This window comes from Methylocapsa palsarum (assembly GCF_900114285.1).
Lineage (GTDB): Bacteria > Pseudomonadota > Alphaproteobacteria > Rhizobiales > Beijerinckiaceae > Methylocapsa > Methylocapsa palsarum.
Genome location: NZ_FOSN01000002.1, coordinates 264,997 through 277,663 on the forward strand (window position 1 = coordinate 264,997; position 12,667 = coordinate 277,663).

The following is a 12,667-nucleotide window of genomic DNA, read 5'->3' on the forward strand; positions in this document are numbered from 1 at the left end:
ACGCCATGACCCGCAAGATCCATAAGCCATGACCCGCAAACAACGCCGGATCACGCTGATTTCCTCCGCGCTTTTTGCTCTGGCTCTCGCCGTGGGGCTGATGCTCGTCGCGTTGCGCGACAACATCGTGTTTTTCTATGGGCCGAGCGAACTCGCGCAAAAAGCGCCAGCCGTCGGGAAGAGGCTTCGGATCGGGGGGCTGGTCAAAGAAGGCTCGTTCTCGCGGCAGCCGGACGAGACCATCCGTTTCAAGGTCACCGACGCGAGGCAAGATGTCGCCGTCGTCTATAAAGGGGCGCTGCCGGACCTTTTCCGGGAGGGGCAGGGCGTCGTGGCCGAAGGCGCGCTTGGTCAGGACGGCGTCTTTTGGGCCGACACCATCCTCGCCAAGCACGACGAACGCTACATGCCGCGCGAGGTCGCCGACGCCCTGAAGAAACAGGGAGTCTGGCGGGAGGGCGATCAGAAAAGTCCGTAAAGCGCGTCAGGCGCGGCCTGGTCGGATCCCGGCCTTGACGCCCCGCGTCGCTGCTAAAATTGTCTGCCGAATGTTCTATGAGAGAAGCGGTCCGCATTCAGGACCCGTTGAGCGAGGTCAACATGATCGTCGAAACCGGCCATTACGCGCTCGTTCTCGCTCTTGCGCTCGCGCTCGTGAATTCCGTCGCGCCGATCTGCGGAAGCGTGAGCGGGGACCGCCGCCTCATGGCGATCGCGCCATCTGTCGCGCTGATGGGCTTCGCCTTCACGGCCTACGCCTTTTTCGCGCTGACCTACGCCCACGTCACCTCTGATTTTTCGCTCGCGAACGTCGTCGAGAACTCGCATTCGGCGAAGCCGATGATCTACAAGATCAGCGGCGTCTGGGGCAATCACGAAGGCTCCATGCTGCTTTGGGTTCTGGTGCTTTCGCTCTTCGCCGCGGCCGTCGCTCTGTTTTCCGGCTCGATGCCCGAGGACCTGCGCGCCAATGTTCTGGGCGTTCAATCCTGGATCGCGGCGGCGTTTCTTCTGTTCATTCTCCTGACGTCGAATCCGTTCGCCCGTCTCGCCGAGGCTCCGATGGAGGGGGCCGATCTCAATCCGCTGCTCCAGGATCCGGGGCTCGCGATCCATCCGCCGCTGCTCTATCTTGGCTATGTCGGCCTCTCGATCACCTATTCCTTCGCCGCGGCGGCCCTGATCTCCGGCCGCATCGACTCGGTGTTCGCCCGGTTTGTGCGCCCCTGGACGCTGGTCGCCTGGATTTGCCTGACGCTCGGCATCGCGATGGGCTCCTATTGGGCTTATTATACCTTGGGATGGGGCGGCTTCTGGTTCTGGGATCCGGTCGAGAACGCGTCCCTGATGCCATGGCTCGCCGCGACCGCGCTGCTGCATTGCACGCTGGTGATGGAAAAGCGCGACGCCCTGAAGATCTGGACCATCTTCCTCGCCATCCTGGCGTTTTCCCTGTCGCTTCTCGGCACGTTTCTTGTGCGGTCGGGCGTGCTGACTTCGGTCCACGCCTTCGCCAGCGATCCAAGGCGAGGGATTTTCATTCTCGCCATTCTCGTCGTCTTCATCGGCGGCTCGCTCGTATTGTTCGCCTTGCGCGCGGGCGGCCTTAAACAGGGAGGCCTCTTCGCCCCGATCTCGCGCGAGGGAGCGCTGGTTCTGAACAATCTGCTGCTGACGACCTGCTGCGCCACCGTTTTCGTCGGCACGCTTTATCCGCTGGCGCTTGAAGCCCTGACCGGCGAGAAGATCTCGGTCGGCGCTCCGTTTTTCAATCTGACCTTCGGGCCTCTTTTCGTTCCGCTCTTTCTGCTGATGCCGATCGGGCAATGTCTCGCGTGGAAGCGCGGCGATCTCGCCGGCGCCGCGCAGCGCGTCTTCGTCGCGATCGCCGCGGGCCTCGCCGCCATGCTGGCGCTGGCCGCGTGGCGCGGGGGGCCGGTGGCGAGCGTCGTTTTGTCCGGGATCGCGGTCTATGTCATCATCGGGTCTTTCGCCGACGTCTGGCGCCGGCTCTTTGGCGGCGGCGCTTCTTTTGCCGCCGCTGGTCAGCGGGCGCTTGGCCTGCCGCGCCAGGCGTTCGGAGCGGCCTTTGCGCACGCCGGAATCGGCGTCACGCTGCTTGGCCTCGCCGCGACGGGATGGGGCGCCGAGAAAATCATCGCGATGAAGCCGGGCGAGACCGTTTCGGTCGGCGGATACGATGTCACGCTCGACCGCGTCACGCCGCGCGCGGGCCCGAATTATTCGGAAATGGTGGCGGCGACGACGATCCGCTCCGGTGGGAACGTCGTCGCAAGGATCGAGCCCGCGACGCGGTTTTATCCCGCCCGCCGCATGAGCCGGTCCGAGGCCGGGATTTCGACCATCGGCTTTGGTCAGGTCTATATGAGCATCGGCGAGATGACGGGCAATGGCGCTGTCAACACCCGTATCTTCTGGAAGCCGCTCGTCGCGCTGATCTGGATCGGGGCCTTGCTGATGGCTTTCGGAGGCGGCCTTTCCTTGAGCGACAGGAGTTTCCGCATCGGCGTCGCCCGCCGAGCCGGAAAAGCCCGGGCGGGAAGCCCGCAGCTCGCAGAATGATGCTGATGATGACGATTTTTCGCGCCTTAGCGCTTGCCGGGCTGGTGCTATTGTCATGGCCAGCGATGGCGGTCCAGCCGGACGAGATCTTGCCGGACGCCAGACTGGAGGCGCGCGCGAGGGCGCTTTCGGCGCAATTGAGGTGCATGGTCTGTCAGAACGAATCGATCGACGATTCCGAGGCGTCGCTGGCGAAGGATCTCCGCATTCTCGTGCGGGAGCGGCTGCAGGCCGGGGACAGCGACGAGCAGGTCCGATCCTACCTTGTTCAGCGCTATGGCGATTTTATCTTGCTCAAGCCGCCGTTCAAGCTGGAAACGCTGGCGCTCTGGGGCGCGCCATTTCTTGTTTTGCTTTGCGGCGGGATCGCGATTGTTTTCGCATCGCGTAGGCGCATCCGCGACGCCGCGCCCAGGTTGAGCGAAAGCGAACGCGCCAGACTCGAGGCGCTCCTTGGCGCCGACAAATCTCCCGAGGGGGCCGACAAGTCTCCCGAGCCCTGATCGGCCGCGAGCAAACGATCAGATCCGCCGGAGCGTCAGCGCGCGAAGAGCCTCGGCTCCTGGAACCCTGAAGGATCTGGGCCATGCCCAGAAATTCCCCTGGCGCGATACGGCCTCCGCCAGTTGAGACCGGTAAGTCCGCTGCGAGACCTCGACGGCGCCAAGGGAAGCAAGATGGGGAGTGACGAATTGCGAATCGAGCAGGCTGAACCCGCCGTTGACGAGGCGCGCGGCCAAATGCACCAAGGCGACCTTGGAGGCGTCGGTCACGCGGTGAAACATGCTTTCGCCGAAAAACGCGGCTCCGATATGGACGCCGTAAAGTCCGCCGGCCAGCGCGCCGTCGCGCCAGGCTTCGACTGTATGGACATGGCCTTCGTCGAAGAGCTGGCCGTAAAGCTCCCTGATCCTTTGGTTGATCCAGGTTTTCTCGCGGTCCTCATAGGCGCTGGCGCAGGCGTCGATCACGGCGGGAAAATCATGATCGACCCGGATTTCGAACCGGTCGGAGCGGACCGTCTTTGCGAGGCTTCTCGAGACGATGAGTCTGTCCAGCGGGAACACGCCGCGCAGCTCCGGGTCGACCCAGAAAAGGTTCGGATCGTCGGCGCTTTCCGCCATCGGAAACAGGCCGATGGAATAGGCCCTTAACAAGATGTCGGTGGTGATCTGGAAATCGTTGCGGGATTTGGCCACAAGAAAATTTTGAACTTTCCATAACGTTACGTCAAGCTGGAGCGTTCGTGTGAATCCCGCGTTGAGGTGACCTCGGACCATTTTGCGACTGCGCTCGCGGCGCTCGAGATCAGGCGCAGGAACAACTCGACCCAAGGCGGGGCCTATGCTTTCGACGATCGTCTTCATGGAAAGTCAGACCGAAACGACCCGCCAGGGACGGGACCCGCTTGAGGCCCTTGTGCGGACGCTGGCCTCGCTGGTCAGGGCGAACGTCGAAGGCCTCGTGCGCGATGTGGCGATCGCCGGACCGTTCGGTCTCGATCTCGCCACTGTCGCCGATCACGCCGGCTGTGGCCTGTTCGAAGCAAAGAACGAAGCCGGCTGGCTGCGCCTCGCCATTGAGGCCGCGCGCGGCCCGGAGGTATTCCTGCTGCGTTCCGGCCGCGCCCCTGACGCTGGATTTATCGAGGAGGCGGGCGACTTCCTCGCGAGCGCCAGCCGCGCCGGTCTGTCCGGAGACGGACGCTCTCGGGCGGCCCGAATGACCTGCGCGCCGGAGAATTTCGTCGAGCGGCTCTTCCCGCGCGCGGCGCCGGCTGCGGGATTGATCGCGCCCCGCGCCTTGCTGCTTGCGGGGCCCGTGAAAGAATTCGCCGGACTGGCGCGGTTCGTTCGTCCCGAAACGACCTTGCGCACGAACGCGCGCCGGATCGGCTAGAGCGCTGTCAGCGCCAGGCGCGTACGATCAGCCTGTAGCGCAGCCAGGCGAACGTCAGAACCAGCGCTGCGCCCACGGGACCAGGCGCCTGCGTGAGGCCGTGAGCGTACAGCCGCAGCCAGGCGTCGATGTCATGGTCCGAGGCGATAAATTCGCCGCCGATCCAGCCGAGCATCGCTGCGCCGGCCCAGACCAGGACAGGGAAGCGGCCAAGCATCGAAAGCACCAGGGCGGAGCCGGAAACAATCAGGGGAATCGAAAGCGCGAGCCCGGTGAAGATCAAAACGGGCGATCCCCGCGCGACCGCCGCGACGGCGACGACATTGTCGAGCGACATCACAAGGTCGGCGACGACGATGATGCGGACCGCGGCCCAGATCGAAGGTTCGGCTTTCGGCGCATTCTGCTCCTCGTCCTCACCGACAAGACGGATCGCAATGAAGAGGAGCAGCGCGCCGCCTACGATCTTGACGAAGGGAAGCGCCATCAACGAGACGACTGAAACCGTAAACGCGGCGCGCATTCCCACCGCCGCGCCCGCGCCAAGCCACATCGCCCTCTGGCGGCTCCCTTCCGGCAGAGCCCGGCACGCGAGCGCGATAACGATCGCATTGTCGCCCGACAGCAGGATGTCGATCCAGATGATCTGCACGAGGTGAATGACGAATGCAGTCGTTTCTGGATGCATCGTCCACAATTAGGCGCCTTGCGCGCGCGGATCAAGCCCTGGCGGACGGGCGTGGGCGGCGCGTAAACTTCGCGCGGTCTCGAGGATCGCAAAAAAAGCCGCCCGGCCGACCGTTTCGAAATCCGGGCGATGGCTCGGGAGGGCGGACCTTTGCTGGCCTGCGCGCCTGACGGGCGGAATATGAACGAATCCCGCCGCGCCTGTCTTCATCGCCATCAGCGAGCGAAGAAAAATATGGTTGCACACGTAATCTCCGGCGTCGATCGAAACCGCCGATTTAAGGCCGGCGCGTCGAAACGAAACCGCGATCCTTCGGTAGGGCAGGGCGGAAACCGCGACGAACGGAGCTTCATCGATGCTGGCGCGTGACGGCGAAGATCCGTTAGCGTCCGCACGAAGAACGCTGGCGTGATTCAAGGCGCGGGTTTCAACGCAAACCGCGCGCCGCCTCACGGCGTAGCCGAAATGTAAAACCGCGTGAGGACGAAGGGACGATATCAGCGCCTCCATCGTCTCGGGGGCTCCAAAGTAGGTGACCGGCAGGACGCACAGGTGCAGGTCGACGCCCAGTCTGACGAATCTCGCGCGTTGTCTGGCGAGAGCGGCGACGAGCCGCGCCGTGGGGTTTTGGGGAACGCCCGGAAAACTTCCAAACCCGGTGACGAGGATGCGGATAGGAGAAGAGCCTGTCAGATTCGCTTGCAATCGTTCAGCCATTTGAACCCGGCCAAGCTAAAGTCAACGGCAGCGCAGCACATAAGCGGCCGCGCCCAGATTTAAAATTCCGAGTCCGGCCAGCAGGGCGGGTTCCGATAGTCCGACGCTCCTGCTTTGCAGGGCGGCCGTCACCAGAACGCCTCCGACGATGAAGGCGGCGTTCAGGATATTGACCGCGCCGATGATCCGCGCGCGCTTCTCGTTGGCGGAATCAGCCTGGATCGCGGCGAAGAGCGGCACGACGAACAGGCCTCCGGCGCAAGCAAGTCCAACGACATCGACCGCGATGCGAAGTCCGGCCGCAGTGTTGATGAAAGTCGGAAGATCGACTTCGGCTTCGGCCATGGGCAAGCTCCAGGTCGCAGCGCCGACATCGATCAAAAATCCCGCCATGGCGATCGCAGCATAGGGGACCGGCTGCAAGAAGATCCGCCCGCGCGCAATGATTGCGGCGCTGATCGAGCCGATGCCGATCCCGAGGGCGAACAAAGCGCTGATGGCGGTTTCCACGACGATCCCGCCGCCGGTCTTGTTGCGGATCACCACCGGCACGAGCGAGAGGGCAATCGCGCCGGTCATCCAGAACCACGAAACGGCGAGGCTTCGGGACCACAGTTTGCCGTCGTGGCTGAATTCGCGCAGAAGCGATGCGGTCGAGGCGAAAATGTTGGGATTGAGCCTCAGATGGGGGGCGGCCGGCCGGGTCGCCGGAATAAAGAGGCTGGAGCCATAGCAGGCGAGGGCGATGACCATCAGCTGAAGCACTGTTCCGCCGGGAGTGCGGCCGCCGGCCGAAAGCCCGCCCGCGATCAGGCCAAGAAAAATCGCGATGAAAGTCGCGGCTTCGACCAGCGCATTGCCCGCCACGAGTTCGTGTTTGCCGATCAGGTCGGGCAGGATGCCATATTTCATCGGACCAAAGAGGGAGCCGATGACGCCAAGGCCGAACAGCGCCGCATAGAGCAGGGGAAGGGAGGAAAACCAAAGGCCCGTGGCGGCGGCGGCCTGCACGAAGATCTCGGCGAGTTTCAGCCTTTGAGCAAGGCGCGCCTTGTCCTGCGCGTCCGCCATCTCTCCGCCCGCGCCCGAAAGGAGCAGCGAGGGAAGCATGAAAATCCCTACCGCCAGCGTGATCAACGGACCGGCCTCGGTCTCGCCAAGCCGGAACAGGATCAGCATGGCGAGCATGTTGCGGACGAAATTGTCGTTGAAGACCGAAAAAAACTGACACCAGAACAGGGGCGCGAAGCGCCTCGAGGCGAGCAGGCGTCCGAGCATGGGCCAGGGTGCCAAAGCCTGATCGTGAGGTTCGACTTCTCTCATGGATGCAAGGGGTCGGCGTGTCCGACAATGCGGACGATTTCGCCGAAGTCGCCGCGGACCCGGCGTTCCAGTTCGTCGATCTGGTCGTGGACGTCATTGACCGTGAGCCGTTGATCGACCCGGCAATGATAGTTCACGACAAGTCCTGCCGGCGTGTTCCGGACCCTGACGTTGTGGATGTCCTGGATCGCCCCCTCGCGGGGGGCGTGTCCGGCTAACGCTCCGGCGATCTTGATCTGGGTGTCGAGCGGCGCGTCGCGGCCCTCAAGATGGCGAAGTTCGAGCGGCTCGATATGGGTTTCCACCTCGAAATCCGAGCCAAGTTCGCTCCGGATCTCTTTTTCCAGTCCAGTGACGATCTCATGCGCCACGCCATGCGTCATCCGGCCGTCGAGTTCGACATCGAAACTGACCGAGGTCCGCCTGTCGATCTCCTGCAAGGTCATGTGATGAATCGGCAGGTGACGCTTGGCCGCAATCAGCGTGACGCGTTCCAGAATGGTTTCGTCGTCGAGCGCGATCGGCTCGGCGGAGATCGTGACCGTGACTTCGGGGTTGCTCGCGGCGATTTCGGCGCCAACCTTCGCCTTGATCGCGGAGAGCGTTTCGAGCGTCAGGGTCCGCGACACCGATATCGTGACGTCGCCGATGACTTCGGCGCCCGCCGGGCGCAGCCTGACGGCGGTGACCTTGATCACCCCCGGAACCGACTGGGCGATCGAGGCGATGGTCTCGGTCAGGCCCTTGGGCGCCGCGTCGACGAGGTTGTCCACCGTGCGCCGGCCGATATGATAGCCGGCCACGGCGACGAAGGCGGCGACGCCGAGGGCGGCGATGGCGTCGCCCTGAGGGTAGCCATAATGCGCGGCGGTGATGCCGGCGAGGGCGAGGGCGGAACTGACGAGATCGCTTGAGAAATGCAGGGCGTCCGCGGCGAGGGCGTCGCTTTTTGTTTCCCTGGCGATGCGGGACAGCGATCGCCAGCGAATGAGATCGACGATCATCGAGACGATCAGAACGCCGAACGCGAGGGCGTTGGCTTCAATCGTGACGTCGGGCCGCCCGAGCCGCCTCAGGGCTTCGATCAGGATGAACGCCGACAATGCGAACAAGAATCCGGTTTCGATCAGCGCCGCCAGCGATTCGACCTTGCCGTGGCCATAGGGGTGTTCGTCGTCGGCGGGCTTGTGGGCGATCCGGATCGCGAAATAGGTGAGGATCGTCGTCGCGACATCCGCCAGATTGTGCCCGGCTTCGGACAAAATCGCGAGTGAACCGGACGAGAGCCCCGCGATGACCTTGGCCACCGTCAAGGCGGCGCTCGTCGCGATGGAGGCTAGCGCCGCGCGCTCCTTGCGCTGACTGGTTTCAGTCATGACCGCGTTCCCTAAACTTCAATTTCAGCGACGCCGGAAATTCCGGCGCGTGGAGGACGGATCCAAGGGGGGAGTGTCGACCCGGAGGCTTTTGCGGGCGTTCGCAAGACGAGGCGGCTTGCTCCATGCTATACGGCATCCGTCGCCAAGCCAATGCCGCCAAGCCAATGCCATCAAGCCAGCCGCCCCAGCGGAGGAGAGGAACGGAGATGAATTTTCTGCACACGATGGTTCGAGTCGCCGACCTCGATCAATCGCTTGATTTTTATATCGGGAAACTCGGCCTCGTCGAGGTCCGTCGCATCGACAATGAGGCGGGGCGGTTCACGCTCGTGTTTCTCGCCGCGCCCGGGGATCTCGATGGAGACAAAAAGAGCAAATCTCCTGTCATCGAATTGACCTACAATTGGGACAAGGAAGTCTATCAGGGCGGCCGGAATTTCGGCCACCTCGCTTACGCCGTCGATGATATTTACGACTTTTGCGACAAACTCGTGAAAGCGGGCGTCATTATCAATCGTCCGCCTCGGGACGGGGCGATGGCGTTCATCCGCTCTCCGGATCATATTTCGATCGAACTCCTGCAAAAGGATTCCCCCAAGCCGAAGCAGGAGCCTTGGGCGTCGATGCCCAATGTCGGGGTCTGGTGAGCAGCTTTTTGCAGGCAGGCGAACTCGCCCAACTGGCGCCGGCGGCGGCCTCCGCCTATTTTCTCGACGTCGACGGCACTCTGCTTGAGATCAAACCGCGTCCTCAGGACGTCAGCGCAGACGCGCCGCTGCGTGAACTGCTTTCACGTCTGGCCGCCGGCCTTAACGGAGCGCTCGCCCTCGTCAGCGGCCGGGCGGTTGACGATCTCGACCAGATCTTCGCGCCCTGTTCATTTCCCTCGGCCGGATTGCACGGCGCCGAAATCCGTTTCGCGGATGGCGCGCGGTCGCGCGCCGAAAGCGCCGTCATGGACGCCGCGAGGCCGGAACTCCGCCTGTTCGCGCAAACACATCCAGGACTGATGCTTGAGGATAAAGGCGCGACGCTGGCGCTGCATTATCGGCAGAGGCCGGAACTGGCCGATGAGGTGCGGGCCGCGCTCGAAAAATTCGCGCGGCGGCCGGGCCTTGCCGTTCAGGAAGGCAAGATGGTCGCCGAACTCAAGCAGGCTCAATACGAAAAAGGAACTGCAATCGAGGCGCTGCTGGCCGCCCGCCCGTTTTGCGGGAGGACCCCGGTTTTCATTGGCGACGATCTGACCGACGAGAGCGGGTTCGATTTTGTCAATCGGGCTGGCGGCGTCACAATTCGCGTCGGAGCCGTTGGTCCGACGGCGGCGCGGTTTTTCCTGAGCGATCCCCTCGCAGTGCGAACGCAACTGCGCCATGTCGCGGCGACACTCGACGCCTGAGCGGGAAGCTCACAACGGCTTTTGCGCGCTCCCGGCTCTTTGCTGGTAGCCGAGCTTTTCGTTCAGCAGGTCGATGAGTTTTTCGGCGGCTTCCGGAACCGGAGTTCCGGGCGGAAAAATCGCGACGGCGCCGGCGTCCCGCAAGGCGTCGAAATCCTGCGGCGGAATGACGCCGCCGACGACGATCATGATGTCGCCGCGCCCCTGGCTTTGAAGCGCGTCGCGCAATTGCGGCACAAGGGTCAAATGCCCTGCCGCGAGCGACGAGACGCCGATGATCTGGACATTCGACTGGATCGCCAGACGCGCGGCTTCCTCGGGCGTGGCGAAAAGGGGGCCGGTCTCGACCGCAAATCCAAAATCGCGAAGCGCCGTAGCTATAATTCTCTGGCCGCGATCGTGCCCGTCCTGGCCGACCTTAGCGACGAGAATGCGCGGCGGACGGCCGTCGTTCTCGATAAACGCCTCGACCAGGGACCTGGTTTTCGCAATGGCGCGGGCGCCGGCCTCGCGCGCATAAACGCCGGAGATCGTCTCGATCCTGGCCTGATGGCGCCCGAAGACTTTTTCGAGCGTGAACGAAATTTCGCCGACGGTCGCCTTTGCGCGAGCCGCCTCGAGCGCGAGCGCGACGAGATTGGCGGAGGACGCCGCGCCCCGCGTCAGCGCGGCGAGCCTTTCCTCGACCGCGGCGGCGTCGCGGCCCGCCTTCAGGCGTTCGAGCTTTTCGATCTGGCGAGCGAGGACCGCCGCCGTGTCGACCTTGCGGACGGCGATCGGAGCCTCGTGATCCGGCCTGTAGGCGTTGACGCCGATGATTTTTTGCGCGCCGCTGTCGATCCGCGCCTGGGTGCGCGCGGCGGCCTCTTCGATCCGCTGTTTCGGCACGCCCGCCTCGATCGCCTTCGCCATGCCGCCAAGGGCGTCGATCTCATCGAGGCGCGCCATGACTCTGGTTATGAGATCGGCGGTGAGGCGCTCTACATAAAAGGAGCCGCCCCATGGATCGATGATGCGATGCGTCCCGCTTTCCTGCTGGAGGAAAACCTGGGTGTTGCGCGCGATCCGCGCGGAAAAATCCGTCGGCAGCGCGAGAGCCTCGTCGAGCGCGTTGGTATGGAGGGATTGGGTGTGGCCCTGCGTCGCCGCCATCGCTTCGATCTGCGTGCGGACGATGTTGTTGAACGGGTCTGTCGCCGCCAGCGACCAGCCGGATGTTTGCGCGTGGGTGCGCAGTACGAGGGATTGTTCCAGCTTCGGATTGAAGGCCTTGACGAGCTTCGACCAGATCAGCCGCGCGGCGCGTAATTTCGCGATCTCCATGAAGAAATTCATCGAGATTCCGAAAAAGAACGACAGTCGCGGCGCGAATTCATCGATGGCGAGCCCGGCCTTCAACCCTGCGCGGATATATTCGGCGCCGTCCGCCAGGGTGTAGGCGAGTTCGAGATCGGCGGAGGCGCCGGCCTCCTGCATGTGATAGCCTGAGATCGAGATCGAGTTGAATCTCGGCATATTCCGCGATGTGTAGGCGAAAATGTCCGACGCGATGCGTAACGACGCCTCGGGCGGATAGATGTAGGTGTTGCGAACCATGAACTCCTTCAAAATATCGTTCTGGATCGTGCCGGTGAGTTTCGACCCGGCGACGCCTTGGTCCTCGGCCGCCGCGATATAGAGGGCGAGCACAGGCAGCACCGCCCCGTTCATCGTCATCGAGACTGACGTCGCGTCCAGCGGAATGCCGGAAAACAGCGTTTGCATATCGAGGATGGAATCGATCGCCACTCCGGCCATGCCGACGTCGGCGAGAACCCTTGGATGATCGCTGTCGTAGCCGCGATGGGTCGGCAGATCGAACGCGACCGAAAGACCTTTCTGGCCGGCGGCGAGATTGCGGCGGTAGAAGGCGTTTGACTCTTCCGCCGTCGAGAATCCCGCGTATTGCCGGATGGTCCAGGGCCGAAGCGCATACATTGTCGGGTAGGGGCCGCGCAAATAGGGAGCGATGCCGGGAAAGGTGTCGAGCCAGCCGATCCCGTCGAGATCCGAGGCGGCATAGACCGGCTTGACGTCGACGCCTTCCAGCGTTCTCCAGCCGTCGCCCACGGCGACGTCAGGAGCGCTCCCGGCTTGCGCGAGCGAAACCGTCGTAAAGTCGGGGATTTGGCTCAAACGCGCGCCTCCTGCAGGGCGAGCCGATGTTCAGCCGGATCATAGCGCCTGTGGGGCGGTCCGCAATTTAACCGCCGAAGTCGCATTGCCAAAAGCGTCGCCTTGCGGGCGATCAGCCCAGACGGGTCGCCCGCCATGAGCCGCCGCATTGCAGGGTTGGCGACGACCAGGCGCCTGAGCCAGTGCTTCCTTTAACGCGTCCCGCCGCGCGCGCGAAGTCGTTGTCGCGCCGGAAGGTAAGGGCGACGACGCCGTTTTTGTCGATGCTGCCCGAAGCCTGCATCAGGGCGTCGCCTGTGGAACGGACCCGGCCTCCGGAGACGGCGATGGTCCAGCGATAGCTTCGATCGCAAGCGCCCTGCCGGGTGACGACGTCCACGGCATAGACGCCGTCGTGATTGTCTGCGCCGGACCTGCCCGATGTGGCCAAGGCCATGCCGGGAAGGAGGCTTGCGGCGGCGAGCGCTGAGGCGAAAAGACGGGAAAGTCGCACTGGGTTCAAGG

General features: G+C 63.6%; 13 protein-coding genes. 6 read left to right on the forward strand and 7 right to left on the reverse strand.

Going from position 1 to position 12,667, the window contains the following annotated elements; all coding sequences use genetic code 11:
- The first annotated feature begins 28 nt into the window (after window positions 1-28).
- The 3 genes from ccmE to BM177_RS04125 all read left to right on the forward strand — a co-directional run bounded on the left by ccmE (window position 29) and on the right by BM177_RS04125 (window position 3,086).
- Complete coding sequence (gene ccmE, locus BM177_RS04115; protein ID WP_091678395.1) at window positions 29-478, forward strand: cytochrome c maturation protein CcmE; 450 nt, start codon at window positions 29-31, stop codon at window positions 476-478.
- 122 nt (window positions 479-600) lie between these two features.
- The gene (locus BM177_RS04120) at window positions 601-2,583 is read left to right on the forward strand and encodes a heme lyase CcmF/NrfE family subunit (RefSeq protein WP_091678834.1); all 1,983 of its coding nucleotides are present in this window, start codon (window positions 601-603) and stop codon (window positions 2,581-2,583) included.
- Window positions 2,584-2,588: 5 nt separating this feature from the next.
- Window positions 2,589-3,086 (forward strand): cytochrome c-type biogenesis protein, encoded by a 498-nt coding sequence (locus tag BM177_RS04125; RefSeq protein WP_425284363.1) that lies wholly within the window; start codon window positions 2,589-2,591, stop codon window positions 3,084-3,086.
- An 18-nt stretch (window positions 3,087-3,104) separates the two neighbouring features.
- On the opposite strand, the gene aat is transcribed toward BM177_RS04125, so the two are convergent.
- On the reverse strand, window positions 3,105-3,782 hold the full coding sequence (gene aat, locus BM177_RS04130; protein ID WP_244532097.1) for a leucyl/phenylalanyl-tRNA--protein transferase: 678 nt from the start codon (window positions 3,780-3,782) through the stop codon (window positions 3,105-3,107).
- A 145-nt stretch (window positions 3,783-3,927) separates the two neighbouring features.
- Here aat and BM177_RS04135 point away from each other — a divergent pair, with 145 nt between their 5' ends.
- A complete protein-coding gene (locus BM177_RS04135) occupies window positions 3,928-4,482 on the forward strand; it encodes a hypothetical protein (RefSeq protein ID WP_139223508.1) in 555 nt (184 codons plus the stop codon).
- Between the two features lie 7 nt (window positions 4,483-4,489).
- Here the strand turns inward: BM177_RS04135 and BM177_RS04140 are convergent, their stop codons facing one another.
- The 4 genes from BM177_RS04140 to BM177_RS04155 are packed head-to-tail and all read right to left on the reverse strand — an operon-like array spanning window position 4,490 to window position 8,586.
- The gene (locus BM177_RS04140) at window positions 4,490-5,170 is read right to left on the reverse strand and encodes a TerC family protein (RefSeq protein ID WP_210185883.1); all 681 of its coding nucleotides are present in this window, start codon (window positions 5,168-5,170) and stop codon (window positions 4,490-4,492) included.
- 9 nt (window positions 5,171-5,179) lie between these two features.
- Entirely contained in the window at window positions 5,180-5,875 is a 696-nt protein-coding gene (locus BM177_RS04145) for a pyroglutamyl-peptidase I (RefSeq protein WP_175492491.1), read from the reverse strand.
- 33 nt (window positions 5,876-5,908) lie between these two features.
- Window positions 5,909-7,165 (reverse strand): MFS transporter, encoded by a 1,257-nt coding sequence (locus BM177_RS04150; protein ID WP_091678411.1) that lies wholly within the window; start codon window positions 7,163-7,165, stop codon window positions 5,909-5,911.
- 41 nt (window positions 7,166-7,206) lie between these two features.
- A complete protein-coding gene (locus BM177_RS04155) occupies window positions 7,207-8,586 on the reverse strand; it encodes a cation diffusion facilitator family transporter (protein WP_091678416.1) in 1,380 nt (459 codons plus the stop codon).
- 209 nt (window positions 8,587-8,795) lie between these two features.
- Between BM177_RS04155 and BM177_RS04160 the strand changes: the two genes are divergently transcribed.
- Complete coding sequence (locus BM177_RS04160; RefSeq protein WP_091678420.1) at window positions 8,796-9,236, forward strand: VOC family protein; 441 nt, start codon at window positions 8,796-8,798, stop codon at window positions 9,234-9,236.
- Window positions 9,233-9,988 carry a trehalose-phosphatase gene (otsB, locus tag BM177_RS04165; RefSeq protein ID WP_244532098.1) on the forward strand — a complete coding sequence of 252 codons (756 nt, stop codon included), beginning with the start codon at window positions 9,233-9,235 and terminating at the stop codon, window positions 9,986-9,988. Before BM177_RS04160 ends, otsB begins: the two co-directional genes overlap by 4 nt.
- Window positions 9,989-9,997: 9 nt before the next feature.
- On the opposite strand, the gene scpA is transcribed toward otsB, so the two are convergent.
- Window positions 9,998-12,163 carry a methylmalonyl-CoA mutase gene (scpA, locus tag BM177_RS04170; protein WP_091678425.1) on the reverse strand — a complete coding sequence of 722 codons (2,166 nt, stop codon included), beginning with the start codon at window positions 12,161-12,163 and terminating at the stop codon, window positions 9,998-10,000.
- Window positions 12,164-12,275: 112 nt separating this feature from the next.
- Window positions 12,276-12,665, reverse strand: coding sequence for a hypothetical protein (locus BM177_RS04175; protein ID WP_139223509.1), 390 nt, complete (start codon window positions 12,663-12,665; stop codon window positions 12,276-12,278).
- Window positions 12,666-12,667: the final 2 nt, after the last annotated feature.

What these genes read in the sequence shown, in the direction of transcription:
- ccmE (WP_091678395.1), top strand. Translation starts at nt 29, where the DNA reads ATGACCCGCAAACAACGCCGGATCACGCTGATTTCCTCCGCGCTTTTT.
- BM177_RS04135 (WP_139223508.1), top strand. Translation starts at nt 3,928, where the DNA reads ATGCTTTCGACGATCGTCTTCATGGAAAGTCAGACCGAAACGACCCGC.
- BM177_RS04155 (WP_091678416.1), bottom strand. Translation starts at nt 8,586, where the DNA reads ATGACTGAAACCAGTCAGCGCAAGGAGCGCGCGGCGCTAGCCTCCATC.
- BM177_RS04150 (WP_091678411.1), bottom strand. Translation starts at nt 7,165, where the DNA reads ATGCTCGGACGCCTGCTCGCCTCGAGGCGCTTCGCGCCCCTGTTCTGG.
- BM177_RS04140 (WP_210185883.1), bottom strand. Translation starts at nt 5,170, where the DNA reads ATGCATCCAGAAACGACTGCATTCGTCATTCACCTCGTGCAGATCATC.
- BM177_RS04160 (WP_091678420.1), top strand. Translation starts at nt 8,796, where the DNA reads ATGAATTTTCTGCACACGATGGTTCGAGTCGCCGACCTCGATCAATCG.
- BM177_RS04120 (WP_091678834.1), top strand. Translation starts at nt 601, where the DNA reads ATGATCGTCGAAACCGGCCATTACGCGCTCGTTCTCGCTCTTGCGCTC.
- BM177_RS04125 (WP_425284363.1), top strand. Translation starts at nt 2,589, where the DNA reads ATGATGACGATTTTTCGCGCCTTAGCGCTTGCCGGGCTGGTGCTATTG.